At 58.0% G+C, this 18,734-nt stretch carries 13 protein-coding genes; 6 read left to right on the top strand and 7 right to left on the bottom strand.

Annotated elements, in window-relative coordinates; translation table 11 throughout:
- Positions 1-53 precede the first annotated feature (53 nt).
- The 6 genes from RBB76_RS01735 to RBB76_RS01760 all read right to left on the bottom strand — a co-directional run bounded on the left by RBB76_RS01735 (position 54) and on the right by RBB76_RS01760 (position 8,700).
- Positions 54-1,874, bottom strand: coding sequence for an acyl-CoA dehydrogenase family protein (locus RBB76_RS01735; RefSeq protein WP_429634537.1), 1,821 nt, complete (start codon positions 1,872-1,874; stop codon positions 54-56).
- A gap of 44 nt (positions 1,875-1,918) precedes the next feature.
- The gene (locus RBB76_RS01740) at positions 1,919-2,320 is read right to left on the bottom strand and encodes a hypothetical protein (RefSeq protein WP_429634536.1); all 402 of its coding nucleotides are present in this window, start codon (positions 2,318-2,320) and stop codon (positions 1,919-1,921) included.
- A gap of 45 nt (positions 2,321-2,365) precedes the next feature.
- Entirely contained in the window at positions 2,366-3,544 is a 1,179-nt protein-coding gene (locus RBB76_RS01745) for an acetyl-CoA C-acyltransferase (protein WP_429634535.1), read from the bottom strand.
- Positions 3,545-3,641: 97 nt separating this feature from the next.
- Positions 3,642-6,161, bottom strand: a complete 2,520-nt coding sequence (locus RBB76_RS01750) for a 3-hydroxyacyl-CoA dehydrogenase NAD-binding domain-containing protein (protein ID WP_429634534.1) — start codon at positions 6,159-6,161, stop codon at positions 3,642-3,644.
- Positions 6,162-6,298: 137 nt separating this feature from the next.
- A complete protein-coding gene (locus RBB76_RS01755; protein ID WP_429634533.1) occupies positions 6,299-7,531 on the bottom strand; it encodes a glycoside hydrolase family 88/105 protein in 1,233 nt (410 codons plus the stop codon).
- A 5-nt stretch (positions 7,532-7,536) separates the two neighbouring features.
- Entirely contained in the window at positions 7,537-8,700 is a 1,164-nt protein-coding gene (locus RBB76_RS01760; protein ID WP_429634532.1) for an ROK family transcriptional regulator, read from the bottom strand.
- A gap of 384 nt (positions 8,701-9,084) precedes the next feature.
- On the opposite strand from RBB76_RS01760, the gene RBB76_RS01765 reads away from it, so the two are divergent.
- From RBB76_RS01765 to RBB76_RS01790, 6 genes are all read left to right on the top strand, one after another.
- Positions 9,085-9,762: a hypothetical protein gene (locus RBB76_RS01765; RefSeq protein WP_429634531.1), complete on the top strand. Its 678-nt coding sequence runs from the start codon at positions 9,085-9,087 to the stop codon at positions 9,760-9,762.
- Positions 9,763-9,822: 60 nt separating this feature from the next.
- On the top strand, positions 9,823-11,433 hold the full coding sequence (locus tag RBB76_RS01770; protein ID WP_429634530.1) for a M16 family metallopeptidase: 1,611 nt from the start codon (positions 9,823-9,825) through the stop codon (positions 11,431-11,433).
- Positions 11,430-13,523 (top strand): insulinase family protein, encoded by a 2,094-nt coding sequence (locus RBB76_RS01775; protein WP_429634529.1) that lies wholly within the window; start codon positions 11,430-11,432, stop codon positions 13,521-13,523. Before RBB76_RS01770 ends, RBB76_RS01775 begins: the two co-directional genes overlap by 4 nt.
- A 171-nt stretch (positions 13,524-13,694) precedes the next feature.
- Positions 13,695-15,749, top strand: coding sequence for a glutaminase domain-containing protein (locus RBB76_RS01780; protein ID WP_429634592.1), 2,055 nt, complete (start codon positions 13,695-13,697; stop codon positions 15,747-15,749).
- A 259-nt stretch (positions 15,750-16,008) separates the two neighbouring features.
- Positions 16,009-17,424, top strand: a complete 1,416-nt coding sequence (glmU, locus tag RBB76_RS01785) for a bifunctional UDP-N-acetylglucosamine diphosphorylase/glucosamine-1-phosphate N-acetyltransferase GlmU (RefSeq protein WP_429634528.1) — start codon at positions 16,009-16,011, stop codon at positions 17,422-17,424.
- 72 nt (positions 17,425-17,496) lie between these two features.
- Positions 17,497-18,018 carry a GNAT family N-acetyltransferase gene (locus RBB76_RS01790; RefSeq protein WP_429634527.1) on the top strand — a complete coding sequence of 174 codons (522 nt, stop codon included), beginning with the start codon at positions 17,497-17,499 and terminating at the stop codon, positions 18,016-18,018.
- Between the two features lie 18 nt (positions 18,019-18,036).
- Here the strand turns inward: RBB76_RS01790 and RBB76_RS01795 are convergent, their stop codons facing one another.
- Positions 18,037-18,561, bottom strand: a complete 525-nt coding sequence (locus RBB76_RS01795) for a DinB family protein (RefSeq protein WP_429634526.1) — start codon at positions 18,559-18,561, stop codon at positions 18,037-18,039.
- Positions 18,562-18,734: the final 173 nt, after the last annotated feature.

The following is an 18,734-nucleotide window of genomic DNA, read 5'->3' on the forward strand; positions in this document are numbered from 1 at the left end:
AAGGCCAGCCGGGAAATTCCCCGACTGGCCCTGATCCTCGAATCAATCGACGCCTAAATGCTGTACTTCCCAGCCTTCAGAACATACTGAGCCACCTGCCGACGAAGCTTGATCGTGTCCGCCGAATCGTGTTTCGAAAGCCTCCGAAGAATCGTAAGCTGCGTCCGCAGCATATCTCCCTCCGCCACCGCCGCAATGACCTTCCGCGCCGCCAGCTCAATCACAGACATGGCCTTATCTGCATAGATCCGCGCCATTGCAACATAGACATCCGTCGCCTCCCCGGACTGCCCCGCCGCAATCTTCTCCGCTCGCAGAATCGCACTCTCCATCGCGAAGACCTCGATGATCATATCCGAGATAGCCCCCATCACCTCCTGCTCATCTGCGATCTGCGTCATGTACTTCTGCGTCGCAGCACCGGCAACAAACAGCGTCAGCTTCTTCGCATTCGCCAGCAGATTGCGTTCGTCAGCCAGCGGGCCTTCTCGTTCCACCTTCTCGCCAGGCCCCGACATCACCTCGTCCATCAACTTCTTGATCGCCGGCATCAGCGCCAGCTTTCCGCTCATCGCCGACTTCATCAACCAGCCAGTAATAATAAGCCGATTGATCTCATTCGTCCCCTCGAAGATCCGATTGATTCGCGCATCGCGGTAAGCACGCTCTGCCGGAAACTCTTCGACATAACCGTAACCGGCGAAGATCTGCAGCGTCTCATCCACCACCATATCCAGCATCTCGCTCGCCCACACCTTCACAATCGAGCACTCGACCGCATAATCCTCAATCCGCTTCTGAATCTCCTTCGTGTCGTTCTTGTCTACGCCGGCCAGAGCCTTATCAATCAGCCCCACCGTGCGATAGCACACCGCACCTCCCACAAAAATCCCTGCAGCGCAGTTTGCAATCTTCTCTTGAATCAACCCAAACTCGGAGATCGACTTCCCGAACGCCTTACGATCGATCGCATATCGAATCCCATTATTCAACGCCATCCGAGCGCCGCCAATCGCAGCATTGCCCAGCTTGTACCGCCCCACATTCAGAATATTGAACGCAATATGATGCCCCTTGCCCACCTCGCCCAGCAGATTCCCTGCCGGGATCACACAGTCCGTCAAAATCAGTGGGCAGGTCGAGCTGCCCCGAATCCCGAGCTTGTGCTCCTCCTTGCCTTGCGTGAAACCAGGCGTCCCGCGCTCAATCAAAAACGCCGTCAGCTTCTCCTTCCCTGCATCCGGACCATCCGGAATCGCACACTTCGCAAACACGGTAAACAGATCCGCAAAACCAGCATTCGAGATCCACATCTTCTCGCCGTTCAACGTATACGTCTTTCCATCCGCTGACAGCACCGCCTTCGTCTTCGCATTCACCGCATCCGAGCCGCTCGTCGACTCCGACAGCGCATACGCCGACACGATCTCGCCCGATGCAATCTTCGGCAGATACTTCTTCTTCTGCTCCGCATTCCCATACCAGACCAGCGGCAGCGTGCCAATGCCCGTATGCGCCGAAAACGCGACCGAAAAACTCGCCTGCTTCGAGATATTCTCCGCAACAATCGCCGAGGTGGCCTTGTCCATCTCCAGCCCACCGTAGTCTTCTGGAATATCGATTGCCGTAAGCCCCAGCTCCGCAGCCTCCTTCAGCAGCCGCTTCGTCACCGAGAAATCCTTCGCCTCAATCGAATCCGATGCCGGCATAATCTCGTTGACGGCGAAGTTCGCCGTAGTCTCCGCGATCTGTTTATGCTCGTCGGTGAAGTCTTCCGGAAAAAAACAGTCAGCAGGTGTCGGATCGCTGATCAGGAAGCTGCCACCTGCAATGCGGGTAGCAGTAGTCGGGGCAGGTGGTGTCATCGTGGCCATGGTGTTACTCCTTCTACGAATTCTGAACTTTCAAAAATGCAAACCTAACTCACTTCAGCGATCATCTCGCCCGGCTCAAGAGAGTTCCATCGAACAACACACTGCTGGCCCTTCCAGCGAAACGTCTCCAGCTGAGCTTCGGCCAGCGTTACCGGCGGTTGTTCCACCGTGATCCATCTCTCGTGCGCTACCCCATCGGAGACGTACTTTGTAAGGATCGAAACCTCATAGAGCGCAACTCCGCCGCCTTTCGCGTTGTTCAGGAACTGAATCATCTTCGGCTGAACGTCTTCAATAGTCGCCGTCGCACACTTCCAGTTCTGTTTGATTTCCTCTCGATGCAGGTGTTTGATAAAAAATGTGAACCCAATCACAACCGCAACCACCGCGACACACCCAATCACCACTCGAATCTGACGCCAGTCGCTCCGGCCCGCTGGACGCAACCTGTTCCAGGCTCTTCGATCCGACTTGGAGTATGGACGCATTCTCTAATTCATAGCCTCATAGATCCCCGCAGCGCCCATTCCACCACCAACACACATCGTCACAACCCCATACTTCGCCTTACGACGTGGCATCTCGCGCAAAAGCGTCGCCGTCAACTTAGCTCCAGTGCACCCCAACGGATGTCCCAGCGCAATCGCACCGCCATTGACATTCACCTTCGCGCCATCAATCCCCAGCACCTTCAACACGGCAAGCGACTGCGCCGCAAAGGCCTCGTTCAACTCAAACAGATCAATATCTTCAAGCGATAACCCAGCCATCTTCAAAACCTTCGGGATGGCATGAATCGGCCCAATCCCCATCTCCTCCGGGTCGCAGCCAGCATAAGCGAACGCAATAAACTTACCCATCGGCTTGATCCCTAACTGAGCCGCACGCTCCGCCGACATAACAACCGCCGCCGCCGCTCCATCGGATGTCTGGCTTGAGTTCCCCGCCGTCACCGTCCCTTTCGCATGAAACACCGGCTTCAGCTTCGCCAGCGCATCAAGAGAAGTATCCGCGCGAGGCCCCTCATCTTGTTTGAAAGTTGCCTCCGTCGTCTTCGCCTTCTTTCCATTCGGTACAGTACTTGTAACCGTGATCGGGACAATCTCGTCTTCGAATTTCCCGTCGGCAATCGCGGCCAGCGCCTTCTGGTGGCTCTCATACGAAAACTGATCCATCTGCTCACGACTGATCCCGTAGTGATTCGCAACCCGCTCCGCAGTCAGCCCCATCGACATATAAGACCCCGGATAGTTCTCCACCAGCCACGGATTCACCGAGATCTTGTTCCCGCCAAACGGAACAAACGACATGCTCTCCGTACCGCCGGCCACAATGCAGTCCGCAGACCCGCCACGAATCCGATCCGCCGCCAGCGCAATCGACTGCAGCCCCGACGCGCAGTACCGGTTGATCGTCATTCCCGCAGCCGTAATCGGCAAACCAGCACGGAAGCTCGCAACGCGCGCCACGTTCATTCCCTGCTCCGCCTCCGGCATAGCGCAGCCCAGAATCACATCCTCTATCTCCGACTTGTCGAGTTGAGGAATACGCTCGAGCGCACCGCTAATCGCAAAGGCAGCCAGATCATCCGGCCGAGTCGTACGTAGCGTGCCCCGAGGTGCCTTGCCAACAGCAGTACGAACAGCGGATGCAATGATCACTTCTTTCATAACCCACTAACTCCTGACTTCTGCCCTCAAGATGCTTTCCAGAGGGCTGTGAATGAACCCTATCTCTACTCGCGCAAATTCGCGAGCAAATAACTCTCTAGTTCCTAAGCGGTTTCCCCGTCTTCAACGTAAACGCAATCCGTTCCTGTGTCTTCTTCTCCCCGCACAACGAAAGGAAAGCCTCACGCTCCAAATCAAGCAGATACTGCTCCGTCACCGGAGTACCGGGCGTAACCTTCCCTCCGCACAAAGCGTATGCCACCCAGTTCGCAATCTTCGCGTCATGATCGGAGATGTACTGCCCCTCCCGCATCGTCCACACCGCCAGCTTCAACGTAGCCAGCACACTCTCCCCCGGCGCGGGAATATCGGTGCGCACAATAGGCGCACTATACCCAGCATCGGCAATCGCGCGAGCCTTCGTCTTCGCATCCGTCAGCAACCGTTCACGATTCATCGTGAGCCCGTCGGAAGCCTTGAAGAACCCCATCGACCGAGCCTCCGCCGCACTGGTCGAAACCTTCGCCATCGCAATCGTCTCAAAGTTCTTCTTCAGCGCTTCAAAGATCTCCACACCCTCGCCACGAGCATCCGGCCGAATGCTAGACCCTGCCTCCACCGACCGAATCGTCATCTCCTTGCAACCACCGCCACCCGGAATCAACCCAACCCCAGCCTCTACCAGACCCATATAGAGCTCCGAGTGAGGCTGCCGCGCCGCCGCATGCAACGCAATCTCAACGCCGCCGCCCAAACACATCCCATACGGCGCAACCACTACCGGACGCGGACAGAACTTGATCGCCTGCGTCATGTTCTGGAATGCACGCACCGCCATCTCGACCTCGTCCCACTCCTCCTCCTGCACCCCGAGCAGCAGCTGCATCAGATTCGCGCCAACCGAAAAGTTCGTCGAATCCCCCGTAATGACAAACGCCTCAAAGTTACCCACGATCTCACTCGTTGGCTTCAACGTCTGCGTAATCAAATTAACGATGTCATCGCCCAGCGCATTCATCTTCGAATGCAACTCAATCCCGGCAACGCCATCCCCCAAATCGATTACCGACGCGCCGGGATTCTTCTTCACAACTCCATTCGCCTTCTTGATCACCCCTAGCGAAGTCACGCCCTCTGCGGTCACCACAGGCTCATACCCACTGCTCACCGGATCAAAGAATAGCCGCCCCGAGGGCACCGAAGCATCATCCTTATACCAACTCGGGTTCGCCTCTCCATGCTTTTCCGCATAGGCCAGCAGTTTCTCTACATTCGCAGAGATCGGCACACCAGCAGCCCGCATCTTCTCCGTGGTAGCCTTCACACCCGCAGCGTCGAACATCTCAAACGGACCAAGCTCCCAATTGAAGCCCGTCTTCATCGCCTGATCGATCTCTACGATATTGTCCGCAATCTCCGGCACACGATTCGCGCTGTAAGTAAACAGCTCCGTCAGCAGCGGCCAGTAAAACGCAGCCGCCTTATCCTTTGTCACGTCTGCATGCAGCAGTTGCGCAATGCGAGCATGGGTCGACTCCACATTCTTCGCCATCTCGATCGCCGGAAACTTCGGCCGCATGCTCGGCTTATAGTCCAGCGTCTGCCAATCCAGAACATGCCGCAGGTCGCGCCCCTCCGCATCCTTGCCTTCCTTCTTATAGAACCCCTGCTTCGTCTTATCGCCGAGCCACTTCCTCTCAAGCATCGTGCCAATGAAAGGCGCCAGCTTCACCTCGGCACGCTCATCCCCAATCTTTTCGGCCTGCGCGGAAAAGTTCGTAGCCACATGCGCCAGCACATCCACACCGACCATGTCGCCCAGTCGAAACGTCCCCGTCTTCGGCCAGCCCAGCGCAGAACCCGTCAACGTATCGACCTCTTCAATCGACAGCCCCTGCTCCTGCATCAGACGAATCGCATTTCCCATCGAAAACGTGCCAATGCGATTCGCAATAAAGTTCGGAGTATCGTGCGAATGAACAATCGCCTTCCCCAACCGCAGATCGCAGAAGTGCTCCACCGCCGCGATATCCGCCGGGTCCGTGTCCGGTGTCCGAATCACCTCGAGCAGCCGCATGTACCGTGGTGGATTAAAGAAGTGCGTGCCGAACCAGTGTCTCCGCAACTCCATCGGCATGCCTTCGACAATCTTATGGATCGGAAGACCGCTGGTATTGCTCGTAATGATCGCGTCCTTGCGCCGATGCTTCTGAACCTTCTCGAGCAACGCCCGCTTGATCTCAAGATTCTCCGCAACCACCTCAATAATCCAGTCGCAGTCCGCAATCAAAGCGAGATCGTCATCGAAGTTGCCAATCGTAATCAGCCGCGCGTTCTCCACCGCATAGAACGCCGCAGGCTTCGACTTCTTCAATCCATCCATCGCCGCCAGAACAAACTTGTTCCGCTCCTGCTTCGGCGCGCTCGCATCGGTCCCCGGCGGAACAATATCCAGCAGAACCACCGGCAACCCGGCATTAGCAATATGAGCCGCAATGCGCGACCCCATCGTTCCGGCCCCAAGAACCGCTACCTTGCTGATCTGCCTGTGATCCTTGATCTGGCTGGGCTTTGCCGAACTCTGCGGCGTGGCAACTTCGAGAGTGCTGGAAGACATGTCAAAAGCTCCGGCGGGCAGTATGACCCGAACGATGCGAAGCATACTGAATGACCATTCAGTCCGTCAAGTGAATAACCATTCATTTTTCAAAACGCTCATTCTAAAAGACTACCCGGCAGGCTCGATCTGAATCGCTAATGCTTCGAAGCAGCCAACCGATGCATCTCCGACCCCGCCATCAGGAAGCCGCCCACACCATACACGTAGCTCGCCGAAGGTTTGAACTTACCCGGCTGCCCATCGATCGGCTGAATCGAACCCAGCCGACCATCCGCATAGACGTGCCCCAGCATTCCCTTCCATGACCTCTGCACCACAGGAAGATACGTCTTGCGATCAAGAATCTTCTCGTTGATCCCATAAGCAATCGCAAACGTAAAAAACGCCGACCCCGACACCTCCGGCAGATCGTAAACTGCCGGATCGAGCAGCCCAGACCGCCACAATCCATCCGCACTCTGAATCGCAGCGACCTTCTCCGCCATCTCGCGAAACTGCGCCACATACTTTGGTCGCGAAGGATAATCCGACGGCATTATCCGCAACACGTTCACCAGCGCACCCATCACCCAGCCATTGCCGCGCGACCAGAAGATCGGTTTACCGTTCGCCTGTTTCTGCGGAAAGTAGCGGCTGTCGCGAAAATAAAGGTGTTCCTGCTGGTTGTATAGCCTCCCCGAAGTAAGCCACCATTCGTGGTCCATGTAGTCCAGGTATTTCCGGTCATTGGTAATCGCATACATCCGCAACAACACCGGCGGCGACATGAACAACGCATCGCACCACCACCACAACAACTTGTTCGGATCATCCTCCCGCACGATCAACCGATCCATAACCGCTTTCGTATCCGCCATCCGCACAGGCTTCGGATCTTCCCGGTAAAGATCCAAATACGCCTGCCCCAAAGCCTGGTCATCCGCATGAGGAAACCGCGCATCGAGCAGCATCCAGTCCGATCGCACCGCAAACCGCTGCACAGCATCGCGGTACTTCGCATCGCCTGTAGTCTTCGACGCTGCGATCAAACCGTCATAGAGTGCAGCAAATGTCCACTGTTGATTGAAGTGCGTCTCCGCATAAGCCACCTGCCAGTCCGCAACCTTCTTCATCGCTGCATCAATCGCCTTCGGCTTCAACTCACTCGAGAGTTCAGTCGCAAGCGGCCCGGGATTATCCGGAGCATCGCCAACAGCATCGCCCTCCGCCGAAACCACCCTCAACCCCGCGGACTGCGCAAACACACTTACTGAGGAACTCACCGCCGCCGCACCCAGCGCGAGCCCGAGAAAAAAACTCGCGAGCCCGTTTGCCGACAAAGCCCGATGCAAAACCCAATTCCGACGCATCGTGGAAAGCGCCATCATCGACCTTAAACCAGGCTCCCATTCATCACCAGCGCCACCGCGCTACGCAAGCGCGCCGTATTTCCTTCAAAAGCAGGCCGCAGTCTGGGCGGCTTCGAAAGCGCGTTTTGGTTCAGTTCTCCCTCAACAATCGGCCCAAACAAATACCACGCTGCCGTGATGTCCCCAACCACCACGATCTCACTCGGCGCCAGCGCACTTGCAACCATCCTCAGCCCCCGCCCAAGAAAAGAAGACATCTTCTCAAGCGCCTTCACCGCATTCGCGTCATGAGACTGAGCCATCTTCACCAGCGCAGCAAAGCTCGGCGGAGCAGCCGCTCCACTCATCTCCTCGTAGTAACGCAACCCCGCACGATTCGAGCTCACAGTCTCCCAGCACCCTCGCCCACCGCAGCCGCAACGCGGTCCATTCATCTCCATCTGCACATGGCCAAACTCTCCCGCCATGCCGTTCGCTCCGCGCAGCAGTTGTCCATTGGCAAAGATCCCCGTTCCAATTCCCTCTGAAACATTCACCACCACGAGGTCGTGCAACCCGTCGCTATCGCCAAACCAAACCTCCGACAAAGCGCAGGCATTCGCGACGTTGTCCATCTCCACCCGCAACCCCGTAGCCTTCTGAATGCGCGACTTGATACTCGAGATCGACCACTTCAGATTCGGTGCGAAGATCGGTTCGTCACGAAGCGGATCGGCGCGGCCCGGCAGACTGATCCCGATCCCGTCAAACGACTTATCGCTATGCGAAGCCATCAGCTTGCGAATCGCCGCAATAATCGGCTGTATCGCCTTCTTCGGATCCTCCGGCAGCTCGACCACATTCTGCGCAACAATCTTCCCGCCAAGGTCGGTCACAGCGACCGTCGTCTGTGATGGATGAATATCCAGCGCAATCACCGCCCGCTGATGATTCAGTTCAAGAAAGGTCGGTCTACGTCCGCGTGGTGGCCTCCCCGTCGACCCCTCCAGAATCCACTTATCCTTGATCAGATCTTCGACGATCAACGAGACCGTGCTCCGCTGCAGGCCGGAGACGCGGGCAAGGTCGGCGCGCGAAAGCGGTTGACGCGTTCTCACCAGATTGAATACAAGGTTCCGGTTAATCTGACGCGGAGTTTTGTTCGACGCACTCTGCCTGCGAGTGAAAGTGAACCGGGTGTTGGTCATCGCTTAGCTTTCGTGTCCATAAAATCAGTGAGCCAAACCATATCAAACGTGTGTACTGAGCAAACTCGCACGTCCGGCCATCGTTCGAACCAAACTCGAGCCGCCTTTTGCTTGACGTCTTTGGCGACGAGTCTTTATACCACTGCGAGTCCAGCATTTTGTAGATACTTTGAATTATTGTCTCGAAAAACGATAATCTACGCGCAAAATCACCGATTTGAACATAAGAGTAGCCACCACTCTCATCAAGTGAAACTTCACGTTCTGCACCGTCGTCTAACTCGACCGCAACTGTCTACAGCTTATATTTCTGCAACGCGAACTGAGTCACGTCGACCGAAGCTGCTCACATCTCGATCTCGTCGTCGTTCGTTCAAGAGGTGTGTGTCAAATCGCCATGCTAGCCTTAACTTCACAGTGGCGACTTATCTAGAGCAATCGCTCACCAAGTTGAAAGAGTTCGAGGGCTGCATCCCTTGGATGTATCGCGACACGGTCGGCAAAGTCACCGTCGGCGTGGGCCTCATGCTCCCCGACGCGAAAGCCGCCGAATCCCTCCCCTTCCTCCTCGACACTCGCCCCGCCACACCGCAGGAGATAGCCGCCGAATACGCCCGCGTCGACTCCCTCCCCCAGGGCCGAGCCTCCGCCTTCTACAAATCCGCCACCACCCACCTCATCCTCCCCCAGCAAACCATCGACGCCAAACTAGCCGCTGTCCTTCAAGGCTTCGAGGCCACCCTCCGCACCCACCTCCCGCACTACGACACCTTCCCCGATGGCGTAAAGCTCGCTCTCCTCGACATGACCTACAACCTCGGCCCCGCAGGCCTCTTCAAAGACTTCCCCAGCCTCATCGCAGCCGTCGAGTCCGGCTCATGGGCCGAAGCCGCCGCCCACTGCATGCGCCGAGGCCCCAGCCCCGCCCGTAACGCGTGGACTCGCGAGCAGTTCCTCTCCGCCGTCGTCACCACCATCAAAGCCGAAGCCGACACTCTGTTGAAGCGAATCTGGCTCGCCATACGTCAAACCTGGAACGCCTTATTCGGCCCCCGGCAATAGAGCCCGGCTTCGGGCTTCGATATAGTGAACTCTTGACTTGAAAAAGTCTGCGGAGGGCTTTTGGTAAAGGTAAAACGTAGTATCGCCGCAATCTTCACGTGTGCCATCGCGCTCAGCTGCAGCGTCAGAGCGCAGGATCTCGCAAGCTTCGAAAAACGCACGACCGTAAAAGTCCTTCCCAACGGCCTCACCCTCATCGTCTGCGAGCGACCCGAAGCCCCCGTCTTCAGCTTCTACACCCTCGTCGATGCAGGCTCCGCCGACGATCCCGACGGCGCCAGCGGCATCGCCCATATGTTCGAGCACATGGCCTTCAAAGGCACCACCGAGATCGGCACCACCGACTACGCCGCCGAAAAAATCGCCCTCGCAAAAGTCGAAACCGCCTACGCAGCCTACGACGCCGAGTACCGCAAGCGCGTCGGCCAAAGCCCCGAAAAGTTGGCTCAACTCCTCAAAGCCTTCCAGGACGCGCAAGCCGAAGCGCAGAAATACGTCATCCCCAACCAGTTCTCCGAGATCGCCGAAGAGAACGGAGCCGTCGGCATCAACGCCAACACCACCGAAGACTCCACTCAATATTTTTGGAGCATGCCTTCCAATCGCCTCGAACTCTGGGCCTACCTCGAAAGCCAGCGCATCGCCCATCCCGTCGAGCGCGAGTTCTACAAAGAGCGCAACGTCGTTCAGGAAGAGCGCCGCATGCGCGTTGACTCCTCCCCCGTAGGCCGCATGGTCGAGCAGTTCCTCGCCACCGCCTACGTCGCCCATCCATACCGCCGCCCCGGCGTAGGTTGGGAGAGCGAGATCAGCCAGGTCTCCGCCACCGAAGCCACCACCTTCCACGAAAAATACTACGTCCCCGCAAACATCGTCATCGCCGTCGTAGGCGACCTCAAAGCCTCCGAGACCATGCCTGTCCTCGAGCGCTACTTCGCTCCCATCCCCGCCGCCCCGCGCCCCGAACCCATGACCACCGTCGAGCCACCGCAGGTCGCCGAAAAATCCGTCATCATTCGCGAGGCCACTCAGCCCTTCTACATCGAGGGCTACCACCGCCCCGACTACCTTGATCCCGACGACTCCGCCTACGACGCCATCAGCGACATATTCTCCAACGGCCGCACCGCCCGCCTCTATCGCTCTCTCGTTCGCGACCAGTCCATCGCTGCCGAAGCCCAGGGTTTCAGCGGCTTCCCCGGCGACAAGTACCCGGGCCTCTTCGCCGTCTACGCCGTGCCTCTCCCCGGCCACTCCCCCGACGAGATGCGCGCCGCAATCCACAAAGAACTCGATCGCCTCAAAAACGAAGACGTCACCGACGCCGAACTCGAGCGCTTCAAAACCCGCTCCCGCGCCGATCTCCTCCGCGGCCTCGCAGACAACGAAGGCCTCGCCCACCAACTCGCCGAATATCAAACCCGCTTCGGTGATTGGCGCGAACTCTTCAACCAGCTACAAAAAATCGATGCCGTCAGCAAAGCCGACATCCGTCGCGTAGCCAACAAAATCTTCACCGACAACAACCGAACCAGCGCGCGAATCGAATTCGTCCCACCACAACGCAAAGCCCCGCAAGCCTCCGAAGGCGCAGGAACAGGAACTCCAGGAACAGCCATGCTCACCGCACCCCCAGCGCCGACCGCCCAAACCGCCGGAGGTGCACAATGAACCAAAATCTAAGCTTCTCTCAGGTATCCTCGCGCATCTCTCAATCACCCTCTCTCTTTTTTTCTTCGTCATTTCGACCGAAGCGCAGCGAAGTGGAGAAACCTGCTGTTGCCTTCATCCCTCCACCAACCCTCCCACACGCAACTCCCGATCCCATCGCTCAAAAAGAATCCTCGCGCATCTCTCAATCGCCCTCTCTCTTTTTTTCTTCGTCATTTCGACCGAAGCGAAGCGAAGTGGAGAAACCTGCTGTTGCCTTCATCCCTCCACCAACCCTCTTTTCTTCGTCATTTCGACCGAAGCGCAGCGAAGTGGAGAAACCTGCTGTTGCCTTCGTCCCTGCACCAACCCTCTCACACGCAGCTCCCGATCCCACCGCTCAAAAAGAATCCTCGCTCATCTCTCAATCGCCCTCTCTCTTTTTTTCTTTGTCATTTCGACCGAAGCGCAGCGAAGTGGAGAAACCCGCTGTTGCCTTCGTCCCTCCACCAACCCTCTTTTCTTCGTCATTTCGACCGAAGCGCAGCGAAGTGGAGAAACCTGCTGTTGCCTTCGTCCCTGCGCCAACCCTCTCACACGCAGCTCCCGATCCCACCGCGCAAAAGAAATCACATAGATCAGTGCCAATCCTAAAACTCCTTGCGACCACAGCCGCCGCAGCCTTTCTCATCTCGCCCTCCTACGCCCAAACACCAGCCACCACACGAGCCCAGCCATGGAAACAAATCCCCATCCCCCCACTCCCAGCCTTCAAACCCGCGCAGCCACACCGCGTCGAGCTTGAAAACGGCGTAGTCCTCTTCCTTCAGGAAGACCACGAACTCCCCTTCATCAACGGCACCATCCTCATCCGCGGAGGCAGCCGCGACGAACCCAACGCCAAGGTAGGCCTCACCTCTCTCTACGGCGAAACCTGGCGCACCAGCGGCACCGCCACCATCAGCGGCGACAAGCTCGACGACGTCCTCGAAGATAAAGCCGCCTCCATCGAAACCGCGGGCGGCACCGCCTCCACCTCCATGAGCTGGTCCAGCCTCAAAGGCGACTTCGACACCGTCTTCGCCCAGACCATCGACCTCCTTCTTCATCCCACCTTCAAAGCCGACAAGCTCCAACTTGCCAAACAGCAACTCGAGACCGGCATCGCCCGCCGCAACGACGACGCCGGCGGCATTGCCAACCGCGAAGCCATCCAGATCGCCTACGGCCCCCACAACCCCTACGCCCGCGAGCTCGAATACGCCACCGTCGGCGCCGTCACCCTCGACGATCTCAGCGCCTGGCACAAAAAAACAGTAGTCGGCAGCAACATCATCATCGCTCTCTCAGGCGACTTCGACTCCGCCGCCATGGAAGCCAAACTCCGGGCAGCCTTCGCGCCAATCCCTCGCGGCGACCGCTTCCAATCCGTCAAAGCCACCTTCATCGACCCCAAACCCTCCGTCAACTTCGTCTCCAAAGATGACGTCAACCAATCCAACGTCCTCATCGTCGGCCTCGGCACCGAGCGCAGCAACCCCGACTACTACGCCCTCTCCGTCATGAATCAGGTCTTCTCCGGCGGCTTCGGCTCACGCGTCGTACAAGACGTCCGCACCAAACTAGGCCTCGCCTACACCGTCGAAGGAAACTACGGCGCCTCCTACGATCACCCAGGCATCTTTGTCGTCGAGGCCGCAACAAAGAGCGCAACCACCGTAGCCGCAACCAAAGCGCTCCTCGCCGAAATCGACCGCCTAAAAACCGAACCACCCACCCCCGCCGAGCTAAGCAAAGCCAAAGACCAGGTCCTCAACTCCTTCATCTTCCACTACGACTCGCCTGACAAGACTCTCGGCGAACAAGTCACACTCGCCTTCTACGGCTATCCCGCCGACACTCTCGAGAAGTACAAAGCAGGCATCGAAAAGGTCACCGCAGCCGACGTCTCGCGCGTAGCCAACAAGTACATCGACATCAACAAACTAGCAATCGTAGTCGTAGGTAACGAATCTCAGATCACGCCATCGCTAGCCACCCTAGGCCTCGGCGCCGTAAAAAATCTGGACATCACAATCCCACCCCCACCCGGCGGCAAGCCAGCCGAATAACCCCGCGAAGCAATCAAAAGTCACGAAGTGACCGCGGCCCGCGCAGGGCGCCCGTCCGGCAGGACACTAGCAGCAGTTCTCAAAGAGTTCTTACCTAAGGGGAACGATGGAGCTATCCTTGGATAGCGTCACCGTCCCCGGAGGTTCGTCATAAAGAACTCGCTCCCGTCTCTGCTAGCCGTCTCTCTCCTGCTCAACGTCCTCCCCCTCACAGCCCAGCAGCGTCCTCCCGCCACGCCACTCATCACGCACGACCCCTACTTCAGCGTCTGGTCCACCACCGACAACCTCACCGACTCCGACACCACCCACTGGACCGGCGCCCCACAACCCATCACCGGCATTGTCCGCATCGATGGCAAGCCCTTCCGCTTCATGGGCCACCATCCCGACGACATCCCCGCGATGCAGCAGACAGCGCACTCCATCACACCCACCCACACCACCTACGAGTTCCGTCAGAGCGGCATCAACCTCCGCTTCGTCTTCTTCACCCCGGCACTCCTAAGCGACCTCGACCTCCTCTCCCGCCCCGTCACCTACCTAACGTGGACCGCCGAATCAACCGACGCAACACCCCATCAAGTCTCAGTCCTACTCGACGTCGATCCCATCATCGCCGTCAACGAACGCAGCCAGCAAATCAACTCCTTCCGCAACCAGACCTCATCGCTCAACGTCCTCTCCACCGGCTCGCAGGATCAAAAGATCCTCAACCGCTCCGGCGACGATCTGCGCATCGACTGGGGCTACTTCCATCTAGCCGTACCGAAAGATTCGCACTACATAACCTACCTGGCACCCCACGCAGCCACAGCCTTCGCATCAACCGGCCAGCTCTCAACCACCGACACAATGGACATGCCCGAGCGCGCCGACCGCGACGCCTCCGCACTCTCTACCGTCATCGACTTCGGCTCCGTCTCCGCACAGCCCGTCACCCGTCACATCCTCGTCTCCTACACCGACAATTACGCAATCCAGTACCTCCAGCGAAACCTCCGCTCCTACTGGCAGCGCAACAACCAGCCCGTAGACCAGATGCTCGATCAAGCCGAACAGCAATACTCCGCTCTCGAAGCACGCGGCGATGCATTCGACAAAGAACTCACCGCCGACCTCATCAAAGTCGGCGGCGAACACTACGCCTACATCGCGACCCTCTCCTACCGTCAGGCCATCGCCGCGCACAAGCTAGTAGCCGACGCCAACGGCGACCCTATGCTCTTCGCCAAAGAGAACTTCTCCAACGGCTGCATCGCCACCGTCGACGTCCTCTACCCTTCAGCCCCGTTCTTCCTCTTCTTCAACCCAAAACTCCTCGAAGCCCAGCTCCTCCCCGTCCTCGAATACTCCTCGCTAGCCCGCTGGAAGTTCCCCTTCTCCCCCCACGACCTCGGCCAATACCCACTCGCCAACGGACAGGTCTACGGAGGCGGCGAAAAAACCGAAGAAGACCAGATGCCCGTCGAAGAGAGCGGCAACATGATCATCCTCGTCGACGCCGTAGCCCGCGCCGAAGGCACGCCACAACTAGCCCAGCGCTATTGGCCTCTACTCACCAAGTGGGCCGAGTACCTCAACATCCACGGCCTCGATCCTGAAACCCAGCTCACCACCGACGACTTCGCCGGACACGTAGCCCACAACGCCAACCTCTCCATCAAAGCCATCGACGCCCTCGCCGCATACGCCGACCTCGCCCATCTCCTGAAACAAGAGACTGTCGCAAAGCAATATCAAGCCACCGCAAAAGAGATGGCCGCAAAGTGGATCACCATGGCGAAGGAAGGCGACCACTACAAGATCGCCTTCAACAGCCCCAACACCTGGAGCCAGAAGTACAACCTCGTCTGGGACAAGATCCTCGACTACAACCTCTTCCCCAACAGCGTCCGCGACAGCGAAGTAGCCTTCTACCTCACTAAGCTCAACCTCTACGGCCTCCCCCTCGACAGCCGCGCCGACTACACCAAGCTCGACTGGTCCATCTGGACCGCAACCCTAGCCTCGAACCCCACGCAGTTCAACGCCATCATCGACCCCATCTATCGCTGGACCAACGAAACCCCCACCCGCGTCCCCCTCACCGACTGGTACGACACCAAAACCGGTAAACAAGTAGGCTTCCAGGCCCGTAGCGTAGTAGGCGGCGTCTTCATCAAAGCCCTCTCCGACAAAGAACTCACCACAAAGTGGCGCGCCAAATCCACCACCTCGAAATAATCCAACGACCCAGCTCCGTTGTTATGTCCTTTTGTTGTTGTCTGTCCTTTTGTTGTTGTGTCCTTTTGTTGTTGTGTCCTTTTGTTGTTATGTCCTTTTGTTGTTGTCCGTCCTTTTGTTGTCATCCCGTAGGGATCTGCGGTTGCTCCTCTTACACCAAACGAATACAGCCCAGGCAAATCAACAAAAAAAACGAACCCAAACCCACTCCATCACCACGAACCACCTCCATCAAGAAGCTATGAGACCATAGACTTCTATGGTCTCCAACGAATTCGCCATCGCCATCATGGCCGCAGGAAAAGGCACCCGCCTCAAAAGCAAGCACCCCAAAGTTCTTCACGAGATCGGCGGCCGCGCCCTCCTCCTCTACGTCATCGCCGCCGCCGAAACCGCAGTCACCCCCGACCACATCTACTGCATCATCGGCCACGAATCCGAACGCGTAAAAGTCGCCGTAGCCGCAACCGGAGTCCAGTTCGTCCTCCAGCCCGAGCAGCGCGGCACCGGCCACGCCATCCAGATGCTCAAGGCCGACTTCGAGCGCTCCGGTACTCCCCTCCCCAAGCATCTCCTCGTCCTCTCCGGCGACGTCCCCCTCATCCGTCCCGAAACCATCGCCACCGTCCGCGACACGCATCTCCGCGAGCGCGCCGCCATGACCATCCTAACCGCCGTCCCCACCGACCCTACCGGCTACGGCCGCGTCCTCCGCGCCAACCCCAAAAAACCCGAAGTCACCGCCATCGTCGAACAAAAATCCCTCACCCCCGACCAACTCAGCGCACCCGAGATCAACTCCGGCATCTACTGCTTCGAAACCCAGGCCCTCTTCAGCAAACTCGACGCCCTCAACACTAATAACGCACACGGCGAGTTCTACCTCACCGATATCGCCGCCATGCTCGTCGCCGAAGGCAAGCGCGTCGTCGCCGTCAAAGCACACAGCGTCGACGAGGTCCTCGGCGCCAACACCATCGCCGAGATGATGCACCTCGACGCCGCCATGCGCCTCGCCACCGCACGCCGCCTCATGGACAGCGGCGTCACCATCTTCCGCCCCGAAACCTGTGTCATCGACTCCGCCGTCACCATCGGCCCCGACACCGTTATCGAGCCTTACGTCCAACTCCTCGGCGCCACCCAAATCGGCAGCGACTCCCGCATCCGCTCCTACTCCGTCATCCAAAACTGCACCATCGGCAACAACGTCACCGTCCTCAACGGCTGCGTCTTCGACGACTCCGACATCGCCGACAACGCCATCCTCGGCCCCTACTCCCGCCTCCGTCCTGAGAGCCACATCGGCGAAGGAGCCCACATCGGCAACTTCGTCGAAACCAAGAAGACCACCATCGGCAAAGGTTCGAAGGCCAGCCACCTCAGCTATCTCGGCGACGCCATCATCGGCGCCGGCGTCAACATCGGCGCCGGCACCATCACCTGCAACTACGACGGCGTCCACAAGCACCGCACCACTATCGGCGACGGCGCCTTCATCGGCTCCGACTCCAACCTCGTCGCCCCCATCAACATCGGAGCCGGCTCCTACATCGCCGCCGGCAGCAGCATCACCGAAGACGTTCCCGACGGCGCATTAGCGTTAGGCCGCAGCCGCCAAACCAACAAACCCGGCTGGGTCGCCGCACGCAAAGCCGCCAAACAAAAAGCCTGACCACCCAACAAGCCGCATCAGCGAGCGCAAACTACGCGCGTGGCCGCCTTCCGACGATTGATATCCTTCGTCATGGATTACTTCCTCTCCTCGTCACGTCTCGGGTTCCGCCATTGGACCGCCGCTGACTTGCCGATCGCCAAATCACTTTGGATGAATCCTGGCGTCATGACTCACATGGGCGGCCCCATGACAGCCGAGCAGGCAAACGCGCGACTGGATCTGGAACGCACAAGGCAGACTGCTCTCGGCATCAGTTACTGGCCCATCTTCCATCTCGTCAGCGGAGAACACGCTGGGTGTGCTGGCCTGAGACCATTTCACGACGAACACCACGTCTATGAATTGGGCGTACACATCGCGCCAAAATTCTGGGGCGGACGCTATGGAGAAGAGGCGGCACGCGCTGTCATTGAGTACGCCTTTACAGCGCTGGGCGCCCTGGAGCTAACCGCAGGCCACGGTCCCAGGAACATAAACTCAAAGGATCTCCTGGAGCGGCTCGGCTATACCTTTTCCCACGAGGAGCCTTGGGGCGCGCAGGAACTTATGCATCCGTTCTACCGCCTCAAGCCAGAACAATATCGCCGCTGAAATACGCAACGACGAACCTCACTTATGAGCAGGCTCTGACCAAGGCGGCACAACCCCCATCATCCGCGCATAAGCAATCTCCTGCCCCATGTGTTCATTATCGTGAACAATAATCCTCAAATACATCCCATCCACCGTGACCTCTTTGCCCTCAATCTTCACCTTCCGCTGAAGCTCCCCCGGCTTCAACTGAGCACGCGCCGTCCTCACCGCATCCAGCGACCGCTTTAACCACGCGATCACATCCGCCTTTTTGGTCACAATCTTCTCGACATCATCGGACATCATCTCCGGCGGCATCGTAGGTCCAGTCACACTCAGCAGATAAAAATTCGCCTGAGCGATATGCATATACACCTCGCTGACTGACCTCACCCCCGGCGCAGGCCGCCACGCAAACTTGTCCGCCGGCGTAGCCTCTGCCAGCTCCACCAGTTGCTTGGATACATGCGCCCACTCTCCGTCGTACCCCTCCCACAGTCCCTCCATCTGTGCGTGAAGAGAGGTCGTACACATCACAAAGAGAAGCAGCAGCGTCTTCATCAATCCCTCCGAATCGTCTGAAGCACTTCAGACCAATGGCGCCAAACTACATTCACCGACTCCATCTGTCAAAATCCCATTTTGAAAAACAGAAAAATAAAGTTGAAATCCATGACGCATTTTTCTGCGTTCTTAAAGGCGCGTCCGAAAAACCATGTTCACCACACAAACCA

The organism is Tunturiibacter psychrotolerans, from assembly GCF_051013365.1.
Classification (GTDB): Bacteria; Acidobacteriota; Terriglobia; order Terriglobales; family Acidobacteriaceae; genus Edaphobacter; species Edaphobacter psychrotolerans_A.

Bases quoted from the DNA above. Each gene is read 5' to 3' on its own strand.
- RBB76_RS01790 (WP_429634527.1), top strand. From the start codon at position 17,497: ATGGATTACTTCCTCTCCTCGTCACGTCTCGGGTTCCGCCATTGGACC.
- RBB76_RS01775 (WP_429634529.1), top strand. From the start codon at position 11,430: ATGAACCAAAATCTAAGCTTCTCTCAGGTATCCTCGCGCATCTCTCAA.
- RBB76_RS01735 (WP_429634537.1), bottom strand. From the start codon at position 1,874: ATGGCCACGATGACACCACCTGCCCCGACTACTGCTACCCGCATTGCA.
- RBB76_RS01745 (WP_429634535.1), bottom strand. From the start codon at position 3,544: ATGAAAGAAGTGATCATTGCATCCGCTGTTCGTACTGCTGTTGGCAAG.
- RBB76_RS01795 (WP_429634526.1), bottom strand. From the start codon at position 18,561: ATGAAGACGCTGCTGCTTCTCTTTGTGATGTGTACGACCTCTCTTCAC.
- RBB76_RS01750 (WP_429634534.1), bottom strand. From the start codon at position 6,161: ATGTCTTCCAGCACTCTCGAAGTTGCCACGCCGCAGAGTTCGGCAAAG.
- RBB76_RS01760 (WP_429634532.1), bottom strand. From the start codon at position 8,700: ATGACCAACACCCGGTTCACTTTCACTCGCAGGCAGAGTGCGTCGAAC.
- glmU (WP_429634528.1), top strand. From the start codon at position 16,009: ATGGTCTCCAACGAATTCGCCATCGCCATCATGGCCGCAGGAAAAGGC.
- RBB76_RS01755 (WP_429634533.1), bottom strand. From the start codon at position 7,531: ATGATGGCGCTTTCCACGATGCGTCGGAATTGGGTTTTGCATCGGGCT.